The organism is Pseudomonas agarici (genome assembly GCF_900109755.1).
GTDB classification, from domain to species: Bacteria; Pseudomonadota; Gammaproteobacteria; order Pseudomonadales; family Pseudomonadaceae; genus Aquipseudomonas; species Aquipseudomonas agarici.
Genome location: NZ_FOAR01000013.1, coordinates 45114 through 61337, shown reverse-complemented (window position 1 = coordinate 61337; position 16224 = coordinate 45114). Strand labels below are relative to the sequence as shown.

Annotated in this window: 13 protein-coding genes and 1 pseudogene; 8 read left to right on the top strand and 6 right to left on the bottom strand. The window is 59.7% G+C overall.

The window, feature by feature from the left end; genetic code table 11:
• Positions 1-177: 177 nt before the first annotated feature.
• Positions 178-2919 carry an aconitate hydratase AcnA gene (acnA, locus tag BMX68_RS13715; protein WP_074862284.1) on the bottom strand — a complete coding sequence of 914 codons (2742 nt, stop codon included), beginning with the start codon at positions 2917-2919 and terminating at the stop codon, positions 178-180.
• A 410-nt stretch (positions 2920-3329) separates the two neighbouring features.
• On the opposite strand from acnA, the gene rlmM reads away from it, so the two are divergent.
• A complete protein-coding gene (gene rlmM, locus BMX68_RS13710; protein WP_017131823.1) occupies positions 3330-4397 on the top strand; it encodes a 23S rRNA (cytidine(2498)-2'-O)-methyltransferase RlmM in 1068 nt (355 codons plus the stop codon).
• Here rlmM and BMX68_RS13705 read toward each other — a convergent pair.
• On the bottom strand, positions 4381-5880 hold the full coding sequence (locus BMX68_RS13705) for a prenyltransferase/squalene oxidase repeat-containing protein (RefSeq protein WP_248672819.1): 1500 nt from the start codon (positions 5878-5880) through the stop codon (positions 4381-4383). The two genes, rlmM and BMX68_RS13705, sit on opposite strands and share 17 nt — an antisense overlap.
• A 413-nt stretch (positions 5881-6293) precedes the next feature.
• Here BMX68_RS13705 and BMX68_RS13700 point away from each other — a divergent pair, with 413 nt between their 5' ends.
• The 3 genes from BMX68_RS13700 to pdxB all read left to right on the top strand — a co-directional run bounded on the left by BMX68_RS13700 (position 6294) and on the right by pdxB (position 8845).
• A complete protein-coding gene (locus BMX68_RS13700) occupies positions 6294-7253 on the top strand; it encodes a terpene synthase family protein (protein WP_248672820.1) in 960 nt (319 codons plus the stop codon).
• Positions 7254-7334: 81 nt separating this feature from the next.
• Positions 7335-7586: a sulfurtransferase TusA gene (tusA, locus tag BMX68_RS13695; RefSeq protein WP_017131826.1), complete on the top strand. Its 252-nt coding sequence runs from the start codon at positions 7335-7337 to the stop codon at positions 7584-7586.
• 116 nt (positions 7587-7702) lie between these two features.
• Positions 7703-8845, top strand: coding sequence for a 4-phosphoerythronate dehydrogenase PdxB (gene pdxB / locus BMX68_RS13690; RefSeq protein ID WP_017131827.1), 1143 nt, complete (start codon positions 7703-7705; stop codon positions 8843-8845).
• Positions 8846-8903: 58 nt separating this feature from the next.
• On the opposite strand, the gene BMX68_RS25940 is transcribed toward pdxB, so the two are convergent.
• Positions 8904-9080 (bottom strand): PA1571 family protein, encoded by a 177-nt coding sequence (locus tag BMX68_RS25940; protein WP_017131828.1) that lies wholly within the window; start codon positions 9078-9080, stop codon positions 8904-8906.
• A 241-nt stretch (positions 9081-9321) separates the two neighbouring features.
• Here BMX68_RS25940 and BMX68_RS13685 point away from each other — a divergent pair.
• Positions 9322-11081, top strand: a pseudogene (locus tag BMX68_RS13685) (ABC transporter transmembrane domain-containing protein).
• 266 nt (positions 11082-11347) lie between these two features.
• Here the strand turns inward: BMX68_RS13685 and ppnP are convergent.
• Both ppnP and BMX68_RS13670 read right to left on the bottom strand, forming a co-directional pair.
• Positions 11348-11629 (bottom strand): pyrimidine/purine nucleoside phosphorylase, encoded by a 282-nt coding sequence (gene ppnP, locus BMX68_RS13675; protein WP_017125714.1) that lies wholly within the window; start codon positions 11627-11629, stop codon positions 11348-11350.
• A gap of 109 nt (positions 11630-11738) precedes the next feature.
• Positions 11739-12281: a 3'-5' exonuclease gene (locus tag BMX68_RS13670; protein ID WP_026013161.1), complete on the bottom strand. Its 543-nt coding sequence runs from the start codon at positions 12279-12281 to the stop codon at positions 11739-11741.
• A 410-nt stretch (positions 12282-12691) separates the two neighbouring features.
• Here BMX68_RS13670 and BMX68_RS13665 point away from each other — a divergent pair, with 410 nt between their 5' ends.
• Together BMX68_RS13665 and BMX68_RS13660 are read left to right on the top strand one after the other, a co-directional pair.
• Positions 12692-13450, top strand: a complete 759-nt coding sequence (locus tag BMX68_RS13665) for a substrate-binding periplasmic protein (protein WP_017131830.1) — start codon at positions 12692-12694, stop codon at positions 13448-13450.
• An 85-nt stretch (positions 13451-13535) separates the two neighbouring features.
• On the top strand, positions 13536-14549 hold the full coding sequence (locus BMX68_RS13660; RefSeq protein WP_017131831.1) for a GNAT family N-acetyltransferase: 1014 nt from the start codon (positions 13536-13538) through the stop codon (positions 14547-14549).
• An 18-nt stretch (positions 14550-14567) separates the two neighbouring features.
• Here BMX68_RS13660 and BMX68_RS13655 read toward each other — a convergent pair whose 3' ends face one another.
• Entirely contained in the window at positions 14568-15116 is a 549-nt protein-coding gene (locus tag BMX68_RS13655) for an RNA polymerase factor sigma-70 (protein WP_026013162.1), read from the bottom strand.
• A 300-nt stretch (positions 15117-15416) separates the two neighbouring features.
• Between BMX68_RS13655 and BMX68_RS13650 the strand changes: the two genes are divergently transcribed.
• Positions 15417-16175 (top strand): thioesterase II family protein, encoded by a 759-nt coding sequence (locus BMX68_RS13650; RefSeq protein WP_017131833.1) that lies wholly within the window; start codon positions 15417-15419, stop codon positions 16173-16175.
• Positions 16176-16224: the final 49 nt, after the last annotated feature.

The window sequence follows — 16224 nt, the reverse complement described above, 5'->3', positions numbered from 1 at the left end:
GCAAGGTTTATGCGATGTTACTTTCGTGCGTGAGAAAAAGTATTAATGAAAGAAAGAGGCCGTTTGATTGCTTGTAAGATAATATTCGGGAATTAAAGGTGGCGGTTGTAATCAATGCGCCTTGGAATACGCGCCGGCCAATGCCGGTGCGTATTCGCGTCACATGTTAGGGGATAATCAGGAAGCAATCAGTTGCCGCAGCACATAGTGCAGGATGCCCCCGGCTTTGAAGTATTCCACTTCGTTAAGCGTGTCGATCCGACATAACACGTCGATTTTTTCCTGACTGCCGTCCTCACGGGTCAAGGTCAGCGACAAGTTCATCCGCGGTTGCAGTTCGGCGCCGCTCAGACCCTTGATACTCAAGGTTTCCTTGCCAGTGAGCTTCAGGCTCTTGCGGTTCTGGTCGAGTTTAAATTGCAGCGGCAGCACGCCCATGCCGACCAGGTTGGAGCGATGGATACGCTCGAAGCTCTCGGCGATCACCGCCTTGACGCCCAGTAGGTTGGTACCCTTGGCCGCCCAGTCGCGGCTGGAACCGGTGCCGTATTCCTGGCCGGCAATCACCACCAGCGGCGTGCCTTGGGCCTGGTAGCGCATGGCGGCATCGTAGATCGCCAGCTTTTCGCCCGAAGGCACATGCAGGGTATTGCCACCTTCCTCGCCACCGAGCATTTCATTGCGGATGCGGATATTGGCGAAAGTGCCGCGCATCATCACCTCATGGTTACCGCGTCGCGAGCCGTAGGAGTTGAAGTCCCGCGGTTCCACGCCTTGTTCGCGCAGGTAGCGACCGGCCGGGCTGTCGGCCTTGATATTGCCAGCGGGGGAGATATGGTCGGTGGTCACCGAATCCCCCAGTAGCGCCAGCACCCGGGCACCGTGGATGTCTTCGACTACAGGTGGGGGACCGGCGATATCATCGAAGAACGGCGGGTGCTGGATATAGGTCGAGTCTTTCTGCCAGACATAGGTGGCGGCCTGCGGTACTTCGATCGCCTGCCACTGGGCGTCACCGGCAAACACCTCGGCATATTCCTTGTGGAACATCGCGGTATCGACCTGGGCGACGGCGTCGGCGATTTCCTTCTGGCTCGGCCAGATATCGCGCAAGTACACCGGCTTGCCGTCGCTGCCGGTGCCCAACGGGTCACGGCTAATATCGATGCGCACGCTACCTGCCAGCGCGTAGGCTACCACCAGCGGCGGCGAGGCCAGCCAGTTGGTCTTGACCAACGGATGCACCCGACCTTCGAAGTTACGGTTGCCGGAAAGCACCGAGGCGACGGTGAGGTCCGATTGCTGAATGGCCTTTTCGATCGGCTCCGGCAGCGGCCCGGAGTTGCCGATGCAGGTGGTGCAACCGTAACCCACCAGGGCAAAACCCAGCTCGTCGAGGTAGCGGGTGAGGTCGGCGGCCTTGTAGTAATCGGTGACCACCTTGGAGCCTGGGGCGAGGGAACTCTTGACCCAGGGCTGGCGTTTCAGCCCTTTCTCCACGGCCTTCTTCGCTACCAGTCCGGCGGCCATCATCACGCTGGGGTTGGAGGTGTTGGTGCAGGAGGTAATGGCGGCAATCACCACCGCGCCGTCCTTCAGGCGATAGGTATGGCCTTCATAGCTATAGTCCACGCCGCTGACCTGATCGGCATTGCCGACGGCGACACCGCCGCCGCCTTCGCTTTCCAGGCGACCTTCTTCCTTGCTGGCGGGTTTGAGTTGCAAGCCGATGAAGTCGTTGAAAGCCTGGGCGACATTCGGCAGCGAGACCCGATCCTGCGGGCGTTTTGGCCCGGCCAGGCTGGCCTCGACACTGCCCATGTCGAGTGCTAGGTTATCGCTGAACAGGGGTTCGGTGCCCGGTAGGCGCCAGAGCCCCTGGACTTTGCTGTAAGCCTCCACCAGATCCACGGTCGCGGCTGGTCGGCCAGACAGGCGCAGATAATCCAGGGTGATCTCGTCCACCGGGAAGAAACCGCAAGTGGCGCCGTATTCCGGGGCCATGTTGGCGATGGTTGCGCGGTCTGCCAGAGGCAAATCGGCCAGGCCGTCGCCGTAAAACTCGACAAATTTGCCGACCACGCCTTTCTTGCGCAGCATCTGCGTCACCGTCAGCACCAGATCGGTGGCGGTGATGCCTTCCTTGAGCTTGCCGGTGAGCTTGAAGCCGATCACCTCGGGAATCAGCATCGACACCGGCTGGCCAAGCATTGCCGCTTCCGCCTCGATGCCGCCGACGCCCCAACCGAGCACGCCGAGGCCGTTGATCATGGTGGTGTGGGAGTCGGTGCCGACCAGCGTGTCGGGAAAAGCATAGGTGCGCTCGTCCTCGTCCTTGGTCCAGACCGTGCGCGCCAGGTATTCGAGGTTGACCTGATGGCAGATCCCGGTGCCCGGCGGCACCACGCTGAAGTTGTCGAAGGCGCTCTGGCCCCAACGCAGGAAGGCATAGCGTTCGCCATTGCGCTCCATCTCGATATCGACGTTCTGGCCGAACGCCGCCGCCGTGGCGAACTTGTCGACCATCACCGAGTGATCGATCACCAAGTCGACCGGGGACAGCGGGTTGATCCGCTGTGGATCGCCGCCGGCCTTGGCCACGGCGGCCCGCATGGCGGCCAGGTCGACCACCGCCGGCACACCGGTGAAGTCCTGCATCAGGACCCGGGCCGGGCGGTATTGGATTTCCCGGTCGGAGCTGCGTGTCGTGAGCCAGGCGGCGAGTGCCTTGAGGTCAGTACCGGAGACGGTCTTGCCGTCCTCCCAGCGCAGTAGGTTTTCCAGCAGTACCTTGAGCGACATCGGTAGCTTGTCCAAGTCGCCGAGTGACTGGGCGGCTTGGGGCAGGCTGAAGTAGTGGTAGGTCTTGTTGCCTACCTTCAGGGTGCTAAGGGTTTTCAGGCTATCGAGGGATGACATGAAATGACTCCTTGAGGCCCGCGCGGCACGGGCCGGGTGGAACGAACTGAGCCTTGAATCTAGCTCCGATCCTGAGATTTAGCTAATCGTCGGACTCTACGGGGCAGTACTAGTGGCGTGTGTGGCGAGTTCTGTGAGTCAATTTCGGCGCCACCGGCCTCCGACGGGCGTTGCGGTTCCTCGCCATAGCGGGCTATGACGGGTGACAGCGCCTCGGTCATGGCCGTGTGTCAGCCGTACATGATCACCTACTCACCGTACAGGCCACGAGGTTGTCAACTCGGCTATCATGCGCGGGTTTAAGTGACAGGTTCGCGTTTGTACGCGCCCGCTTGCCGGCGATGGGGCGGGAAAGTCCGCAAGATGCCGTCAAGCCTCGTCGTTACAGTCGCCCAGCCCAGGATTTTTTTGTGAACACCCTCTTTATGCACTGCCGGCCCGGCTTCGAAGGCGAAGTCTGTTCCGAGATATCCGAGCATGCCGCGAACCTCAACGTCGTAGGTTATGCCAAGGCCAGGGCCGGCAGCGCCTATGCCGAATTTGTCTGCAGCGAAGATGACGGCGCTGTGCGGCTGATGGCCGGCCTGCGCTTTGCCGAACTGATTTTCCCGCGCCAGTGGGCCCGAGGCAGTTTTATCGACTTGCCGGAAACCGACCGTATCAGCGTGATTCTCGCCCAACTGGCGATGTTTCCACGCTGCGGTAGCCTCTGGCTGGAGGTGGTCGATACCAACGACGGCAAGGAACTGTCGAATTTCTGCAAAAAGTTCGAAGGTCCGTTGCGCAAAGCCCTGACCCAGGCCGGCAAACTAGTGGAAGATGCCGGTAAGCCGCGCTTGTTGCTGACGTTCAAGAGCGGCAGGGAAGTCTTCCTCGGCATGGCCGAGGCGGATAATTCGGCGATGTGGCCGATGGGCATTGCGCGCCTGAAGTTTCCCAAGGACGCCCCGAGCCGTTCAACTCTCAAGCTGGAGGAGGCCTGGCATCACTTCATTCCCCGCGATCAGTGGGAAGAACGGCTCAATGGCGACATGACCGGCGTCGATCTCGGCGCGGCTCCCGGCGGCTGGACCTGGCAACTGGTCAATCGCGGCATGCTGGTGACCGCCATCGACAACGGCCCGATGGCCGAAAGCTTGATGGACACAGGGCTGGTGCAGCACTTGATGGCCGACGGCTTCACCTTCAAGCCCAAGCAGCCAGTGGATTGGATGGTCTGCGACATCGTCGAGAAGCCGGCACGCAACGCGGCGTTACTGGAGGCCTGGATCGGCGAGGGCCATTGTCGCGAAGCGGTGGTCAACCTCAAACTACCGATGAAGCAGCGTTATGCCGAGGTCCGGCGTCTGCTGGCGCGTATTGAGGCTGGCTTCAAGGCCCGTGGTATCAAGGTGGCGATCGGCTGCAAGCAGTTGTATCACGACCGCGAGGAAGTGACCTGCCACCTGCGTCGACTGGATGTCAAAAAGAAGACCTGATGCTGGCAAGACGGGATCGGCGCAACTCGGCCAAAGCGTTCAATGCAAAGATATTCGCCAGAATCGGAAAGTCGTAGGCAAAAGGGCGTGGACCTGCTTGATCGGGAATCGAGATGAAACCGCCATCTGCCAACTGCCGAGCACGAAGATAATGCCAACCGCGCTTCATGAGACCGTCATGGTTCAGTAGGGCCGCTGCACACAGTCCGTGGGCGGAACTGATGACATCGCTGGATTCGCCCGGAGTGTGGCCCCAACCACCGTCCGGATGCTGTGCGGTCAGCAGATACCGGGTGGCATTTTCGCGCACGGCATCGATGGCGCTGTGCAGTGTGTGGGTGCAGGCATTCGGGGCTCGCTTCAGGGCCGAAACCACCCGGGAAATGGCGAAGGTTTCGCTCAGGCTCCAACTGCGCTCGAAGGCGCCGCCCGGTGCTTGCGCGTGGAGCAGGAATCCGAGAGCCGCAACCAGCACATCGGCATGGGCTTGCCAGTGTGGAGTAAAGGCGATGAGCGCATTCGCGGTCATCGTGACTTCCGACGGTTGTTGACGCCGGTAGGTGGGAAAGCCGCCGTCTGGGTTGGCCATGGCTGACAGATAGGCCAGACCATGTTTTATCGTTCGGGCATGGCGCTGCGGTGCAATCGAAAACAGATAGTCGATGACACAGCACGTGCAATCAACATCGGTCTGCCGCACTCCTTCACTGTAGGACCAGCCGCCATTGGGCGTTTGCTGTTTCGCGAGGTAGTCGGCCATCTGTCCAAGCCTGGACGAGGGGCCATCCGCGTTCTTCAGGGCGATGCCGGCGAAGGCTGTCAGGTAGACAGTCATGTGGCTGATAAAAGGCAATCCACCGTCCGGGTTGTGGTTGTCGAGGATAATAATGAGGCCATTGTCAATCAACGGATGCGCCGGTTCGAGTGCATGCAGGGCCAGGAGGGCCCAGAGATGGGCCAGGAGATTGCCCTCCCAGAGTTCCCGCTGGCTGCCATGCTCCAGTTGATCAATCAGGAACTGACAGTCCCTTGGCTCCAGCAGCGCCTGGCGTTGCCTTGCGCAAGCATTCACTATCTTGATTGCACACAACATCATGCCGACCCAGGAGACCTGGTTTTCATAGTGGATAGCGCCAATGTCGGCATCGGGCAGGTAGGAGCAGGCGCCCGACAGGGCCAGACAAGTCGATAACATCCAGCGTTTGCGCGGGGTGGCCAAGTGCTCGGGAGCCAGGGCGACAAACTCTTCCACTCGGCTGGGAGTTGCGCTCAGGAAGGCGTCCAGCAGCAGATTGTCCAGTTGGTTGTTGCCAACCGCCCCATGGCGCTCGCGCAGAAACGAGAGCAGTCGATCCTGCGCGGCGGGATAACGTTTCGTCTGGCGCAACAGGTGCAGCATCAGCACCGATTCCAGTATCCGGCTTTGGCAACGCTGATTGACGGCACCTCGATCATCGATCCCTGTCTGCAGATGATCGCTCACCTGGCGAACGCAACGGTCAATGGATGATATGAGAGAGCCCTTTGCGACGGACATCCTCATGCTCATTTTTCTACATGGTGGTTGTTCGGCTGAGAATAACGTCATTTTTTTGAATTAAGTAATCGTGTTAAATCCAGGCGTAGAATTTTTTGAGATAGGAGGTTGTTTTTAAGTGCCTTTAGTTATCTTTTATATTTATTAATAAGCTGCTGGCAGTCGGCTTATTTCGTTAATTTCGTTGACGTGTTATTTGTCAAAGGTGTTTGCTGCTCGGGTTGTTACTTTTCTTGAGCGGAGCATCCACGATGCGGCCTGTCAGATTGCCCCCTGTTTATTGCCCACTTCCGCATGCTCGACACCCGAATACCGATCTGTTGTTACCTCGCTGCATGACCTGGATGGAGCGTTGGAAGTTGTTCGCCGATGATCTGCAGCGCCGACGCCTGGAAGTCAGCGGAATCGGCGAGTTGTGCGGCATGATCTATCCGCAAGGATCGGATGAGCTGGCACAGATCGGCACCGACTATATGATGTGGACATTTGCCTACGACGATGAGGTGTGCGACGAAGGTCCCGAGAGTCAGGACACCCGGGCATTGATTGACACGACAAGCCGGATCCAGAGACATCTGGAATCTCCCGAGTTGCCACTGGATACGCAGGACCGATATGGGATGGCCTTGAGAGACATCCGGATTCGAATGCAGGCACACGGTCTGCCACTCCATGCTTCACGTTTCGTCTCGGTCATGCGCACCTACTTCATGGCTGAAATGTGGAAATCGGTCAGTTTGCAGCCGTCATTGAACGACTACATCATTCAGCGTCTTTTTGGCGGTGGAGGCATGACATTTCCACCGTTCTGTTATGTGGTTCCGCGTATTGACATCAGTGAGGGAGAGTTGGCGAGTCGGCCGGTCATGGCATTGACTGAAATGGCCGCGACTTTTGCGACCTGGGATAACGATTTGTTCTCTTTTCCCAAGGAGATGATGCGTAGCCGTGATAAGCGTGGGCATAACCTGATCGATGTCATCAGGCGGACGCAGGGCTGTTCGGTAGAGGACGCTATTATGTCAGCGATTCGTATGCGAGATCGGGTCCAGGGATTGTTTATGCGGCTGCAAGAGCAACTGATCGAGGAGGGGACTCCTGCGATCAGACGCTATGTCGAGCGCTTGAGTTACTACATCAGTGGCGTGCTCAAGTGGCACTTGAACAATCCGCGCTATATTTTTCTCAATGGACTTGATGGTGAGATCTGTCTGGAGGGTGGAGAGCTGGCGGACAGACCGTTGGATGAGAGCATCGAACCGTTGCCCATTGCTGCTATCGCCTGGTGGTGGCACTACGATCCGGCGCGTGCCGGATGAATGAGGGTTGATAAAGGCCGTGATAGGTGACGTCACGTTGTGGTTTGCGCGACAATGTCGGTCTGGTTTCAGGAGTGAAGCATGACCCAGTCCCACGACCCCAACGTTGACGGCACCCTCGATGCCACCGGCCTCAACTGCCCCGAGCCGGTAATGATGCTGCACCAGCATATCCGCGACCTGCAGCCCGGAGGCCTGCTCAAGGTGATTGCCACCGACCCGTCGACCCGCCGCGATATCCCCAAGTTTTGTGTGTTCCTTGATCACCAACTGGTGGAACAGCGGGAAGAAGCCGGTACTTATCTGTACTGGATCCGCAAGAAACTCGGTTAGGAACGAAGGGCACTTGGTGTAGGCGCACGGGATGAGCCTTCTAATCCCAGGCCAATCGCCGACTGGCCGTGGCTGACAATCTGCGCCACACTGCGGGTCCGCGAAAGGAGCCTGCCATGCTGATTGTTGCCGATGAGAATATCCCGTTGATCGATGCCTTTTTTGCCGGTTTCGGCGAGATCCGCCGCCTGCCGGGGCGCGCCATCGATCGTGCGGCGGTGGCCGAGGCGGATGTGCTGCTGGTGCGTTCGGTGACCCCGGTCAGCCGCGAGCTGCTCGAAGGCAGTGCGGTGCGGTTTGTCGGCACCTGCACCATCGGTACCGATCACCTGGACCTGGATTATTTCCAGGAGGCCGCGATCCACTGGTCCAGCGCACCCGGTTGCAACGCTCGTGGCGTGGTCGACTACGTGCTGGGCAGCTTGTTGACCCTGGCCGAGATTGAGGGCGCCGAGCTGTCCCGTCGTACCTATGGCGTGATCGGTGCCGGCGAAGTCGGCGGGCGCCTGATCAAGGTCTTGCGCGGCTTGGGCTGGAAGGTATTGGTGTGCGACCCACCACGCCAGGCGGTCGAGGGCGGGGATTATGTCGAGCTGGAACAGATCATCGAGCAGTGCGACGTGATCAGCCTGCATACGCCCCTGACCCGTTCCGGGGCAATGTCGACCTGGCACCTGCTGGATCGCCAACGGCTGGAGCAACTCAAGCCCGGCACCTGGTTGATCAATGCCGCCCGTGGTCCGGTGGTGGATAACGCCGCCTTGCGCGACGTACTGCTGGAGCGCGAAGACCTGCAAGCAGTGCTTGACGTGTGGGAAGCCGAGCCGCAGGTGGACATCGAACTGGCAGAACTCTGCGTACTCGGTTCGCCGCATATCGCGGGCTACAGCCTCGACGGCAAGCAGCGTGGCACGGCGCAGATCTATCAGGCCTACTGCGCCTTTATCGACCAGGCGCCGATGGTCAGCCTCGACGACCTGCTGCCCAAGCCGGCATTGGCGCAAATCACCCTCGATGCCGACACAGACCCGGCCTGGGCCATGGCGATGATCTGTCGCGCCGTGTACGACCCGCGCCGCGACGACGCGGATTTTCGCCGCAGCCTGACCGGCAATGTGGCCGAACAACGGGTGGCGTTCGACCTGTTGCGCAAGCACTACCCCGAGCGACGTGAAATCGAAGGGCTGTCGGTGAAGATCAACGGCGAGTCCGTGGCGTTGCGGCAGATGGTCCTGGCCCTGGGCGCGGTGTTGGTCTGATAGCGCCGGACAGAAAAAACCCGGTATCAAGACCGGGTCGATAAAAGCCTTCGGGCTGTCAGTTTTGCGGCGTGGGCTTGTCCAATTGCGGTTCCAGTTCGCGGCAGGCTTTCTGGATCATTTCTTCTGTGATCGGAATTTCGCGCCCGGCTGCGTCGATAACCGCGCAGCCCAATGTTTCGGGCTTGGGATGACGAATCACGGGGATCCGGTGGGTGTTGTGTTGCAAGTCCATGGCCTGTCTCCTCATCAGGTGCTTGGCAAGTGTATAACCGTGGCATGACCGGGCTGTGACAACCCTCTACCACATAAGGCTGTATTAAGTAGGGCAATCGAAAGGGCACATTGTCGCCGGTTGAGTGTCAGGCCACCGGGCGCTGGCGCTCGCGGTCATCATTCACCTGATTGATTGCGTTTGCGAAAGTTCAGCCGAACTTCGGTGTAGGCTCTGTTCATTCCCTCATGGATCCGCCTTCATGCTTTCAGCTCACCAACGCCGGGCCATCCGCCTGGCCAGCCGTTTTGTCGCGCCTTATCGCTGGCAGGCCATCGGTGCCTTGCTGGCGCTGATCGTCACCGCCGGCATCACCTTGTCCATGGGCCAGGGTATTCGCCTGCTGGTGGACCAGGGCTTCATGACCCAGTCGCCGGACCTGCTCAACCAATCCATCGGCCTGTTCCTGCTGCTGGTGCTGGGCCTGGCGTTGGTACGTTCGCGCGCTTCTACCTGGTGTCGTGGATCGGCGAACGGGTAGTGGCCGACATTCGTCGACAGGTCTTCAACCACCTGATCTACCTGCATCCGGGGTTCTACGAGAACAATCGCAGCTCGGAGATCCAGTCGCGATTGACCGCCGACACGACCTTGCTGCAGTCGGTGATCGGCTCCTCCTTGTCGCTGTTCCTGCGCAACACGCTGATGGTTATCGGTGGCGTGGTACTGTTGTTTATCACCAACCCCAAGCTGACCAGTATCGTGGTGGTTACCTTGCCCCTGGTACTGGCGCCGATCCTGATCTTCGGACGACGGGTGCGCAGTCTGTCGCGCCTGAGCCAGGACCGTATCGCCGATGTCGGCAGCTATGTGTACGAAACCCTGGGCCAAATCAAGACCGTGCAGGCCTACAACCACCAGATGCAGGACCAGCAGCGCTTTGCGGTGACCGTCGAGCAGGCCTTCCAAACTGCGCGCCAGCGTATTGTCCAGCGTGCCTGGCTGATTACCCTGGTGATCGTGCTGGTGCTCGGGGCGGTCGGCGTGATGCTCTGGGTCGGCGGCATGGACGTGATCGCCGGCACCATCTCTAACGGTGAACTGGCGGCCTTTGTCTTCTACAGCCTCATCGTCGGTAGCGCCTTCGGCACCCTCAGCGAGGTGATCGGCGAACTGCAACGGGCGGCAGGGGCGGCGGAGCGCATCGGCCAATTGCTGCGCTCGAACAACGAGATCACCGCGCCGGCCAGTGGTCTGGTACAGCTGGCCGAACGGGTCAACGGTAACCTGGTGCTGGAGAACCTGCGTTTCAGTTATCCGTCACGACCTGACAGCTACGCCATCGACGGCCTCGACCTGACCGTCAAGGCCGGTGAGACCCTGGCCCTGGTGGGACCCTCGGGAGCGGGCAAGTCGACCCTGTTCGACCTGTTGCTGCGTTTCCACGACCCGCAGCAGGGACGCTTGCTGCTCGATGGGCAACCCCTGACCCAGCTCGACCCGCTTGACCTACGGCGCTGTTTTGCCCTGGTATCGCAAAGTCCGGCGCTGTTTTTCGGCAGCGTCGAGGAGAACATCCGCTACGGCAACCCGACGGCCAGCGACGAGCAGGTTCGCGCGGCGGCGCGGATCGCCCATGCCCACGATTTCATCCTGCAGATGCCCGACGGCTACCGGACCCATCTGGGCGATGGCGGTCTGGGCCTGTCCGGCGGCCAGCGCCAACGCCTGGCGATTGCGCGGGCATTATTGGTGGATGCGCCGATCCTGCTGTTGGACGAAGCCACCAGCGCCCTCGATGCCCAGAGCGAACACCTGATCCAGCAAGCCCTGCCCAACCTGATGCAAGGCCGCACCACTCTAGTGATCGCCCACCGCCTGGCCACGGTGCAGAACGCCGACCGGATTGCGGTGATGGATCAGGGCAAGCTGGTGGCGGTCGGTAGCCACGCCGAACTGATTGCGAGCAACCCTTTGTATGCACGGCTGGCGGCGTTGCAGTTCAATACTGTTGAACATTGATAGGCCGCAGCTTGCATGATCGGGCATTATGATTCCCCATGATGGCTAGTCGGACGAGGATATGATCCGTTATCAGCCGCCCTTGACGTTGACCCTCCGCATGTTTTCGCTGGTTGCCGATATCAGCGAGCGGTTGGGGCAATCGTTGAGTTCATGCTCGATGCATTGCTGCTCGCGATGCCGCACGCAAGCGCTGATGCGGGACTTGAATCCGGCCCATCAAAAGCGGCGCCCGCGGGCGCCGTTCTGGTATTACCCGCCCGGACTCAGCGGTATTCGCACAGATACGCGGTTTCCACGGCGACTTTCAGCTGAAACTTGCTGTTGGCCGGTACGTTGAATTGGCTGCCGCTGGCGAAGGTTTCCCAGTCGCTGCTGTCAGGCAGCTTGACGGTCAGGGCGCCGGACACCACGTGCATGATTTCACGTTGGGCGGTACCGAACTCGTATTCGCCTGGAGCCATGACGCCGATGGTGGCCGCGCCTTCGGCTTGTGCGAAGGCAATCGACTTGACGGTGCCGTCGAAGTACTCGTTGACTTTAAACATGGGCGACTCCTCGAAATGAGCTGAAAAAATTGGCCGACCAGTATGCCCAAGCGCTTTTGCCTCGTCACGCATTGAAGACGCTGTTGCAGGTTTGTGCGGAAAGCTGACATCAGCTCGGCAGGATCAGCGGTAACAACCGCGCGGTATTGCGCGCGTCTTCCAGCGCCCGGTGCTGCTGCCCGCTGAACTGCATGCCTGCCAGTTGCAGGGCGGTGTTCAGACCGGGAGGTTTTTGCAACTTACGGGCCGTGGCGAAACGTTGCTTGAGGTTGGCGTGAGGGAGCCGGTTCAATAGGCTGCTCAGTTGCAGGAGTCGCCAATCCTGCTCCAATTGTCGACGGTCATAATCGCCCCAACTGGCCCAGCCCTCCAGTCGTTCCCGATGTTGGCCGAGCCAGCGCTCGAATGCTTCCAAGACCTCGGTCAGCGGCGCGGCACTGTCGATGTTAGCCTGGGTGATATGCGTCAGTTTCCGGCAAAAGGGCGTCAGCAGTGGCCTGCGCAGGGGACGCACGAAACGCTGGAAGTGGTCCTGCTCGCGGGCCTCGCGGTTGACCAGAGTGGCACCGATTTCGATGATTTCCATCTCCGCCAGCGGCCAGCCCCCTTCATCCGTCGTGGCTTCCAGATCAATCACTAGCCAGTGCGGCATATCGAGCTCCGAAGACAGCATCCTAGTCGGGATCAAGCGTAGCCAAAGCCGAAGCATCCGCCTAGGTGCTTATTCGGTCGCCGTCGTATCTGCCGATTTTTGGCCTGATCGCTCCGGCCCCTGCGCACTCGTTACCCGGTGTGCGCTGACTGGGGCTTTATCCTGGGCGCCACCAGGTTTTTGCCCGCCGGGGCAGTCCGACGCCGAAGCAACTGATTGACGATGCCCTGATGCTGGCCCGCACAGATAGCTAAGTGCGCGTTGTGCAAGTCATTATTTAATCGGTGCGGCGTTGTCTAAGTGGTCGAAAGCGCTTAGTTTAATAACATCGATTGTATTTTCTGAGGTGCGTGGCCTTGAACCTTTCGCCAGTACGGACGGCATTGCGAATTCTAGGGTTGGTGCTGGGGATGCTGGCGGTTCAGTCCGTGTCGGCCGCTCAAGAAGTCAGGATCGGCGCCGCCCACTTTCCACCCTACACCATTCGACCCGAGCAGGGGGCCGATACCGGTGTGCTGCCGCAACTGATCGAAGCCTTGAATGCCTTACAGAGCGACTACCGCTTTGTCCTGGTGCCGACCTCGGTGCCCCGACGTTTTCGCGATTTCGAAGACGGTCGTACCGACATGGCCATCTTCGAGAATCCGGAGTGGGGCTGGAACGCGATTGCCCACGTCAATGTCGACATGGGCCTGGAAGATGCCGAGATATTTGTTGCCCAGAATAAGCCGGATCGTGACCAGGATTATTTTACCGACTTGAAAGACAAGCGCCTCGCGCTCTTCAGCGGCTATCACTACGAGTTCGCGCAGTTCAATGCCGACCCCAAGTACCTCGCCGAGACCTACAACGCTACGCTGACCTATTCCCATGACAGCAACCTGCTGATGGTGCTGCGCGGCCGGGCGGATATCGCGTTGGTCACCCGTTCCTACCTGTTCGACTACCTGAGTCGTAATCCGGGAGTCGCCAAGGAGTTGCTGATTTCCGAGCGCATTGACCAGATCTATCACCACTACGCCCTGTTGCGGCCGAAGGCACCGATCAGCGCCGAGGCGTTCGGCCAATTGCTGCAGCGGCTGCGTGACAATGGCCAATTGATGAAGATCTTCCAGCCTTATCGCATCGAGGTCATGTCTGCCGTCCATGCGACCGCTGCCAAGCCCTGATGAAGTGGTTGTCTGGCGCTTAAATTTGCCTTCCTCGCTCACGTTTCTTTACCTGTATCCTCGATGATTATCGTGAGCCCCATTCATGTCCTATCTCCAAGAGCTGACCACCTTGCCGCTGCCTTCGGGCGTTCACCTGGGTGCCGATGAAACCGCTGGCCGATTGAGCCTGACGCTGGAGGGACAGCCGCTGATCCGGCTGGTACTGAGGCGCAAGGCAACGTTGCGGATTGCCCTTGAACAGGACGAGCGACAGCCCGATCCCCAGGCCTTGTGGGCAGCCTGCTACTGGTTATTCGCCAGCGACCCGGACTGTCAGCAACTGCTGTGGCAATTGCCGCAATCACCCTATGAAGCCTTGTCCACCGGCTTATTGCTGGCGACGTCGATCAGCGGCGAATACCGCTGTGAGCGAACGCTGTTCTGGCAACTGCCGCAGCCTTGGCTGGGGCGCTCCCGCAGCGCTCCTTATCCGCAGCAGATGGTCCTCAGTGCTGGTCGGCGCCACCCCTTTCGCGAGCCAAAACCCCTTGGCGAGGTGTACCGCCGTTTCGATGCCCGGCTCGGTACCTGGGTATCCCTGCGCACCGTGGAGATCGAGCGCGACGTAGCGCGCTTCAATCGCTGGCAGAACCACCCACGGGTACTCAATTTCTGGCAGGAAGGCGGGAGTATCGAGCGACATCGCGAGTATCTCGAAAAGCTCGAGGCCGACCCGCATACCCTGACCTTGATCGGCTGTTTCGATGATCAACCGTTCGCTTATTTCGAGGCGTACTGGGCCAAGGAGGATCGGATCGCGCCGTTCTACGAGGTTGCCGACTACGATCGGGGTATTCACATGCTGGTGGGGGAGGAGAATCATCGCGGTCCGCACAAGGTCGCCAGTTGGTTGTCGGCACTGGTGCATTATCTGTTTCTCGATGATCCACGTACCCAGCGCGTGGTGGCCGAGCCGCGTGCCGACAACGCCAAGATGATCGCTCATATGCACAACCAATGTTTTCACTGCGAGAAGGAGTTCGACTTTCCTCACAAGCGCGCAGCTTTGATGATGCTGGGGCGTGAACGTTTTTTTGAACGCTGTTCGCTGGCCTGATGAAAAACAGGCAATGGCTTAGCGCCGGGCGAAGCTGTCACCGCGGGTCCCCGAGACCTTGCGGCAGTGCACCAGTGCATCGCGGATCATGAAGTTCACCAGGGTCGGCGATACGCCCAGTTCCTTGGCGATGTCCTTCTGCGGCACGCCGTGCAGGCGATACATCTCGAAGGCATAGCGGGTGCGCTGGGGCAGCTCGGTCAGCGCATCGGCGATATGCTCAAGCGTCGAGAAGTTGATGTGCGAGGTTTCCGGTGAAGCGCCGTGGACGACCACATTCAACCCTTCCTCCTCCGGCCCCGAATACTTCAGTTCCAACGCCTGCTTACGATAGTGATCGATCGCCAGGTTACGCACGATCTGGAACAGGTAGCTGAGCTGGGCCTTGAACGAGGAGGTGATCCTCGGTGCCGATTGCAATCGGAAAAAAGCATCCTGCACCACATCCTCGGCCCGTGAACGACAGCCGGTGATGCGCGCGGCGATCTTGACCAGGATCAGACGATTGTCGACAAAAGCCTGGAGCAATGGTGAATCACACCTGCTTGTGGATACTTGTTCCGTCATGGAAATCACCTGGTAGCGAATAGGTCGAGGTCTGTAAGCGGCTGGTTACACATCGAGAGACAAATTATTATTAATGATAATGATTGTCAATTGCGAAGTAGAATTAATAATGCTTTGCGGTGCGTTACCGAAATATGACGCTCGCTTCCGGGCTTTCGGCGGTCGTTGTTCCGCCAGTCTGGCGGACTAATTATTTGCCAGTGCCATCCGTTCTCATGGGTGATAGGCCGGGTAAGCGACCCGGTTCAGGATCGATACCCGTGAGGAGGGCGCAATGGTTAATCGCAACGGTGGCTGGGCATGAGCACCTCTTTGAACCTTCGCCTGTTCTGCCTTCCCTATTCCGGCGCCAGCGCCGTGGTCTACAGCCGCTGGCGACGCAACCTGCCCGAGTGGTTGCAAGTGTGTCCCCTGGAGTTACCGGGACGTGGCAAGCGCATGGATGAGCCGTTGCAGAACGACATCGCGCGGTTGGCCGAGCAACTGGCCGATGAAATCGGTGCCGAACTTGAGCGTCCCTACGCGCTGTTCGGCCACAGCCTGGGCGGCCTGCTGGCTTTCGAACTGGCGCATGCGCTGCGGGAGCGAGGGTTGCCGGCACCCTTGGCGTTGTTCACATCGGCAACGGCCGGGCCGGCCAGGCGCGATGTCAGCGAATACGCCGAGGCGAAGACCGACGAACAATTGATAACGCGCCTGCGCGAGCTCCAGGGCACGACGCAGGAGGCCCTGGCCGATCAGGAGCTGATGCGCCTGACGTTGCCGATCCTGCGCGCCGATTTCCTGCTCTGCGGCAGTTTCCGCTATGGCGTGCGCGACCCCCTGGCGCTGCCGATCCATGTCTTCGGTGGCAAGCAGGACAGCGTGCGCGTCGATGAATTGCTCGACTGGCAGGAGGAGACTACTGGTGGTTTTTCCCTGGATATGTTCGAGGGCCACCATTTCTACCTGATCGATCAGCAAGCCGCGCTCTTGCGCCTCTTGTGCCGTTATGCCGACGAGCATCTGGCGCGTTGGCGCAATAGCGCGATTCGCCAACGGGCCCAGGCCGCCAGCTGAAGCTGTACTGCGTTCGCCCGTACAGCCCTTTCCCAGAATTCAATTGACT

What these genes read in the sequence shown, in the direction of transcription:
- acnA (WP_074862284.1), bottom strand. Translation starts at nt 2,919, where the DNA reads ATGTCATCCCTCGATAGCCTGAAAACCCTTAGCACCCTGAAGGTAGGC.
- tusA (WP_017131826.1), top strand. Translation starts at nt 7,335, where the DNA reads ATGACCCAGTCCCACGACCCCAACGTTGACGGCACCCTCGATGCCACC.
- pdxB (WP_017131827.1), top strand. Translation starts at nt 7,703, where the DNA reads ATGCTGATTGTTGCCGATGAGAATATCCCGTTGATCGATGCCTTTTTT.
- BMX68_RS25940 (WP_017131828.1), bottom strand. Translation starts at nt 9,080, where the DNA reads ATGGACTTGCAACACAACACCCACCGGATCCCCGTGATTCGTCATCCC.
- ppnP (WP_017125714.1), bottom strand. Translation starts at nt 11,629, where the DNA reads ATGTTTAAAGTCAACGAGTACTTCGACGGCACCGTCAAGTCGATTGCC.
- BMX68_RS13670 (WP_026013161.1), bottom strand. Translation starts at nt 12,281, where the DNA reads ATGCCGCACTGGCTAGTGATTGATCTGGAAGCCACGACGGATGAAGGG.
- BMX68_RS13665 (WP_017131830.1), top strand. Translation starts at nt 12,692, where the DNA reads ATGCTGGCGGTTCAGTCCGTGTCGGCCGCTCAAGAAGTCAGGATCGGC.
- BMX68_RS13660 (WP_017131831.1), top strand. Translation starts at nt 13,536, where the DNA reads ATGTCCTATCTCCAAGAGCTGACCACCTTGCCGCTGCCTTCGGGCGTT.
- BMX68_RS13655 (WP_026013162.1), bottom strand. Translation starts at nt 15,116, where the DNA reads ATGACGGAACAAGTATCCACAAGCAGGTGTGATTCACCATTGCTCCAG.
- BMX68_RS13650 (WP_017131833.1), top strand. Translation starts at nt 15,417, where the DNA reads ATGAGCACCTCTTTGAACCTTCGCCTGTTCTGCCTTCCCTATTCCGGC.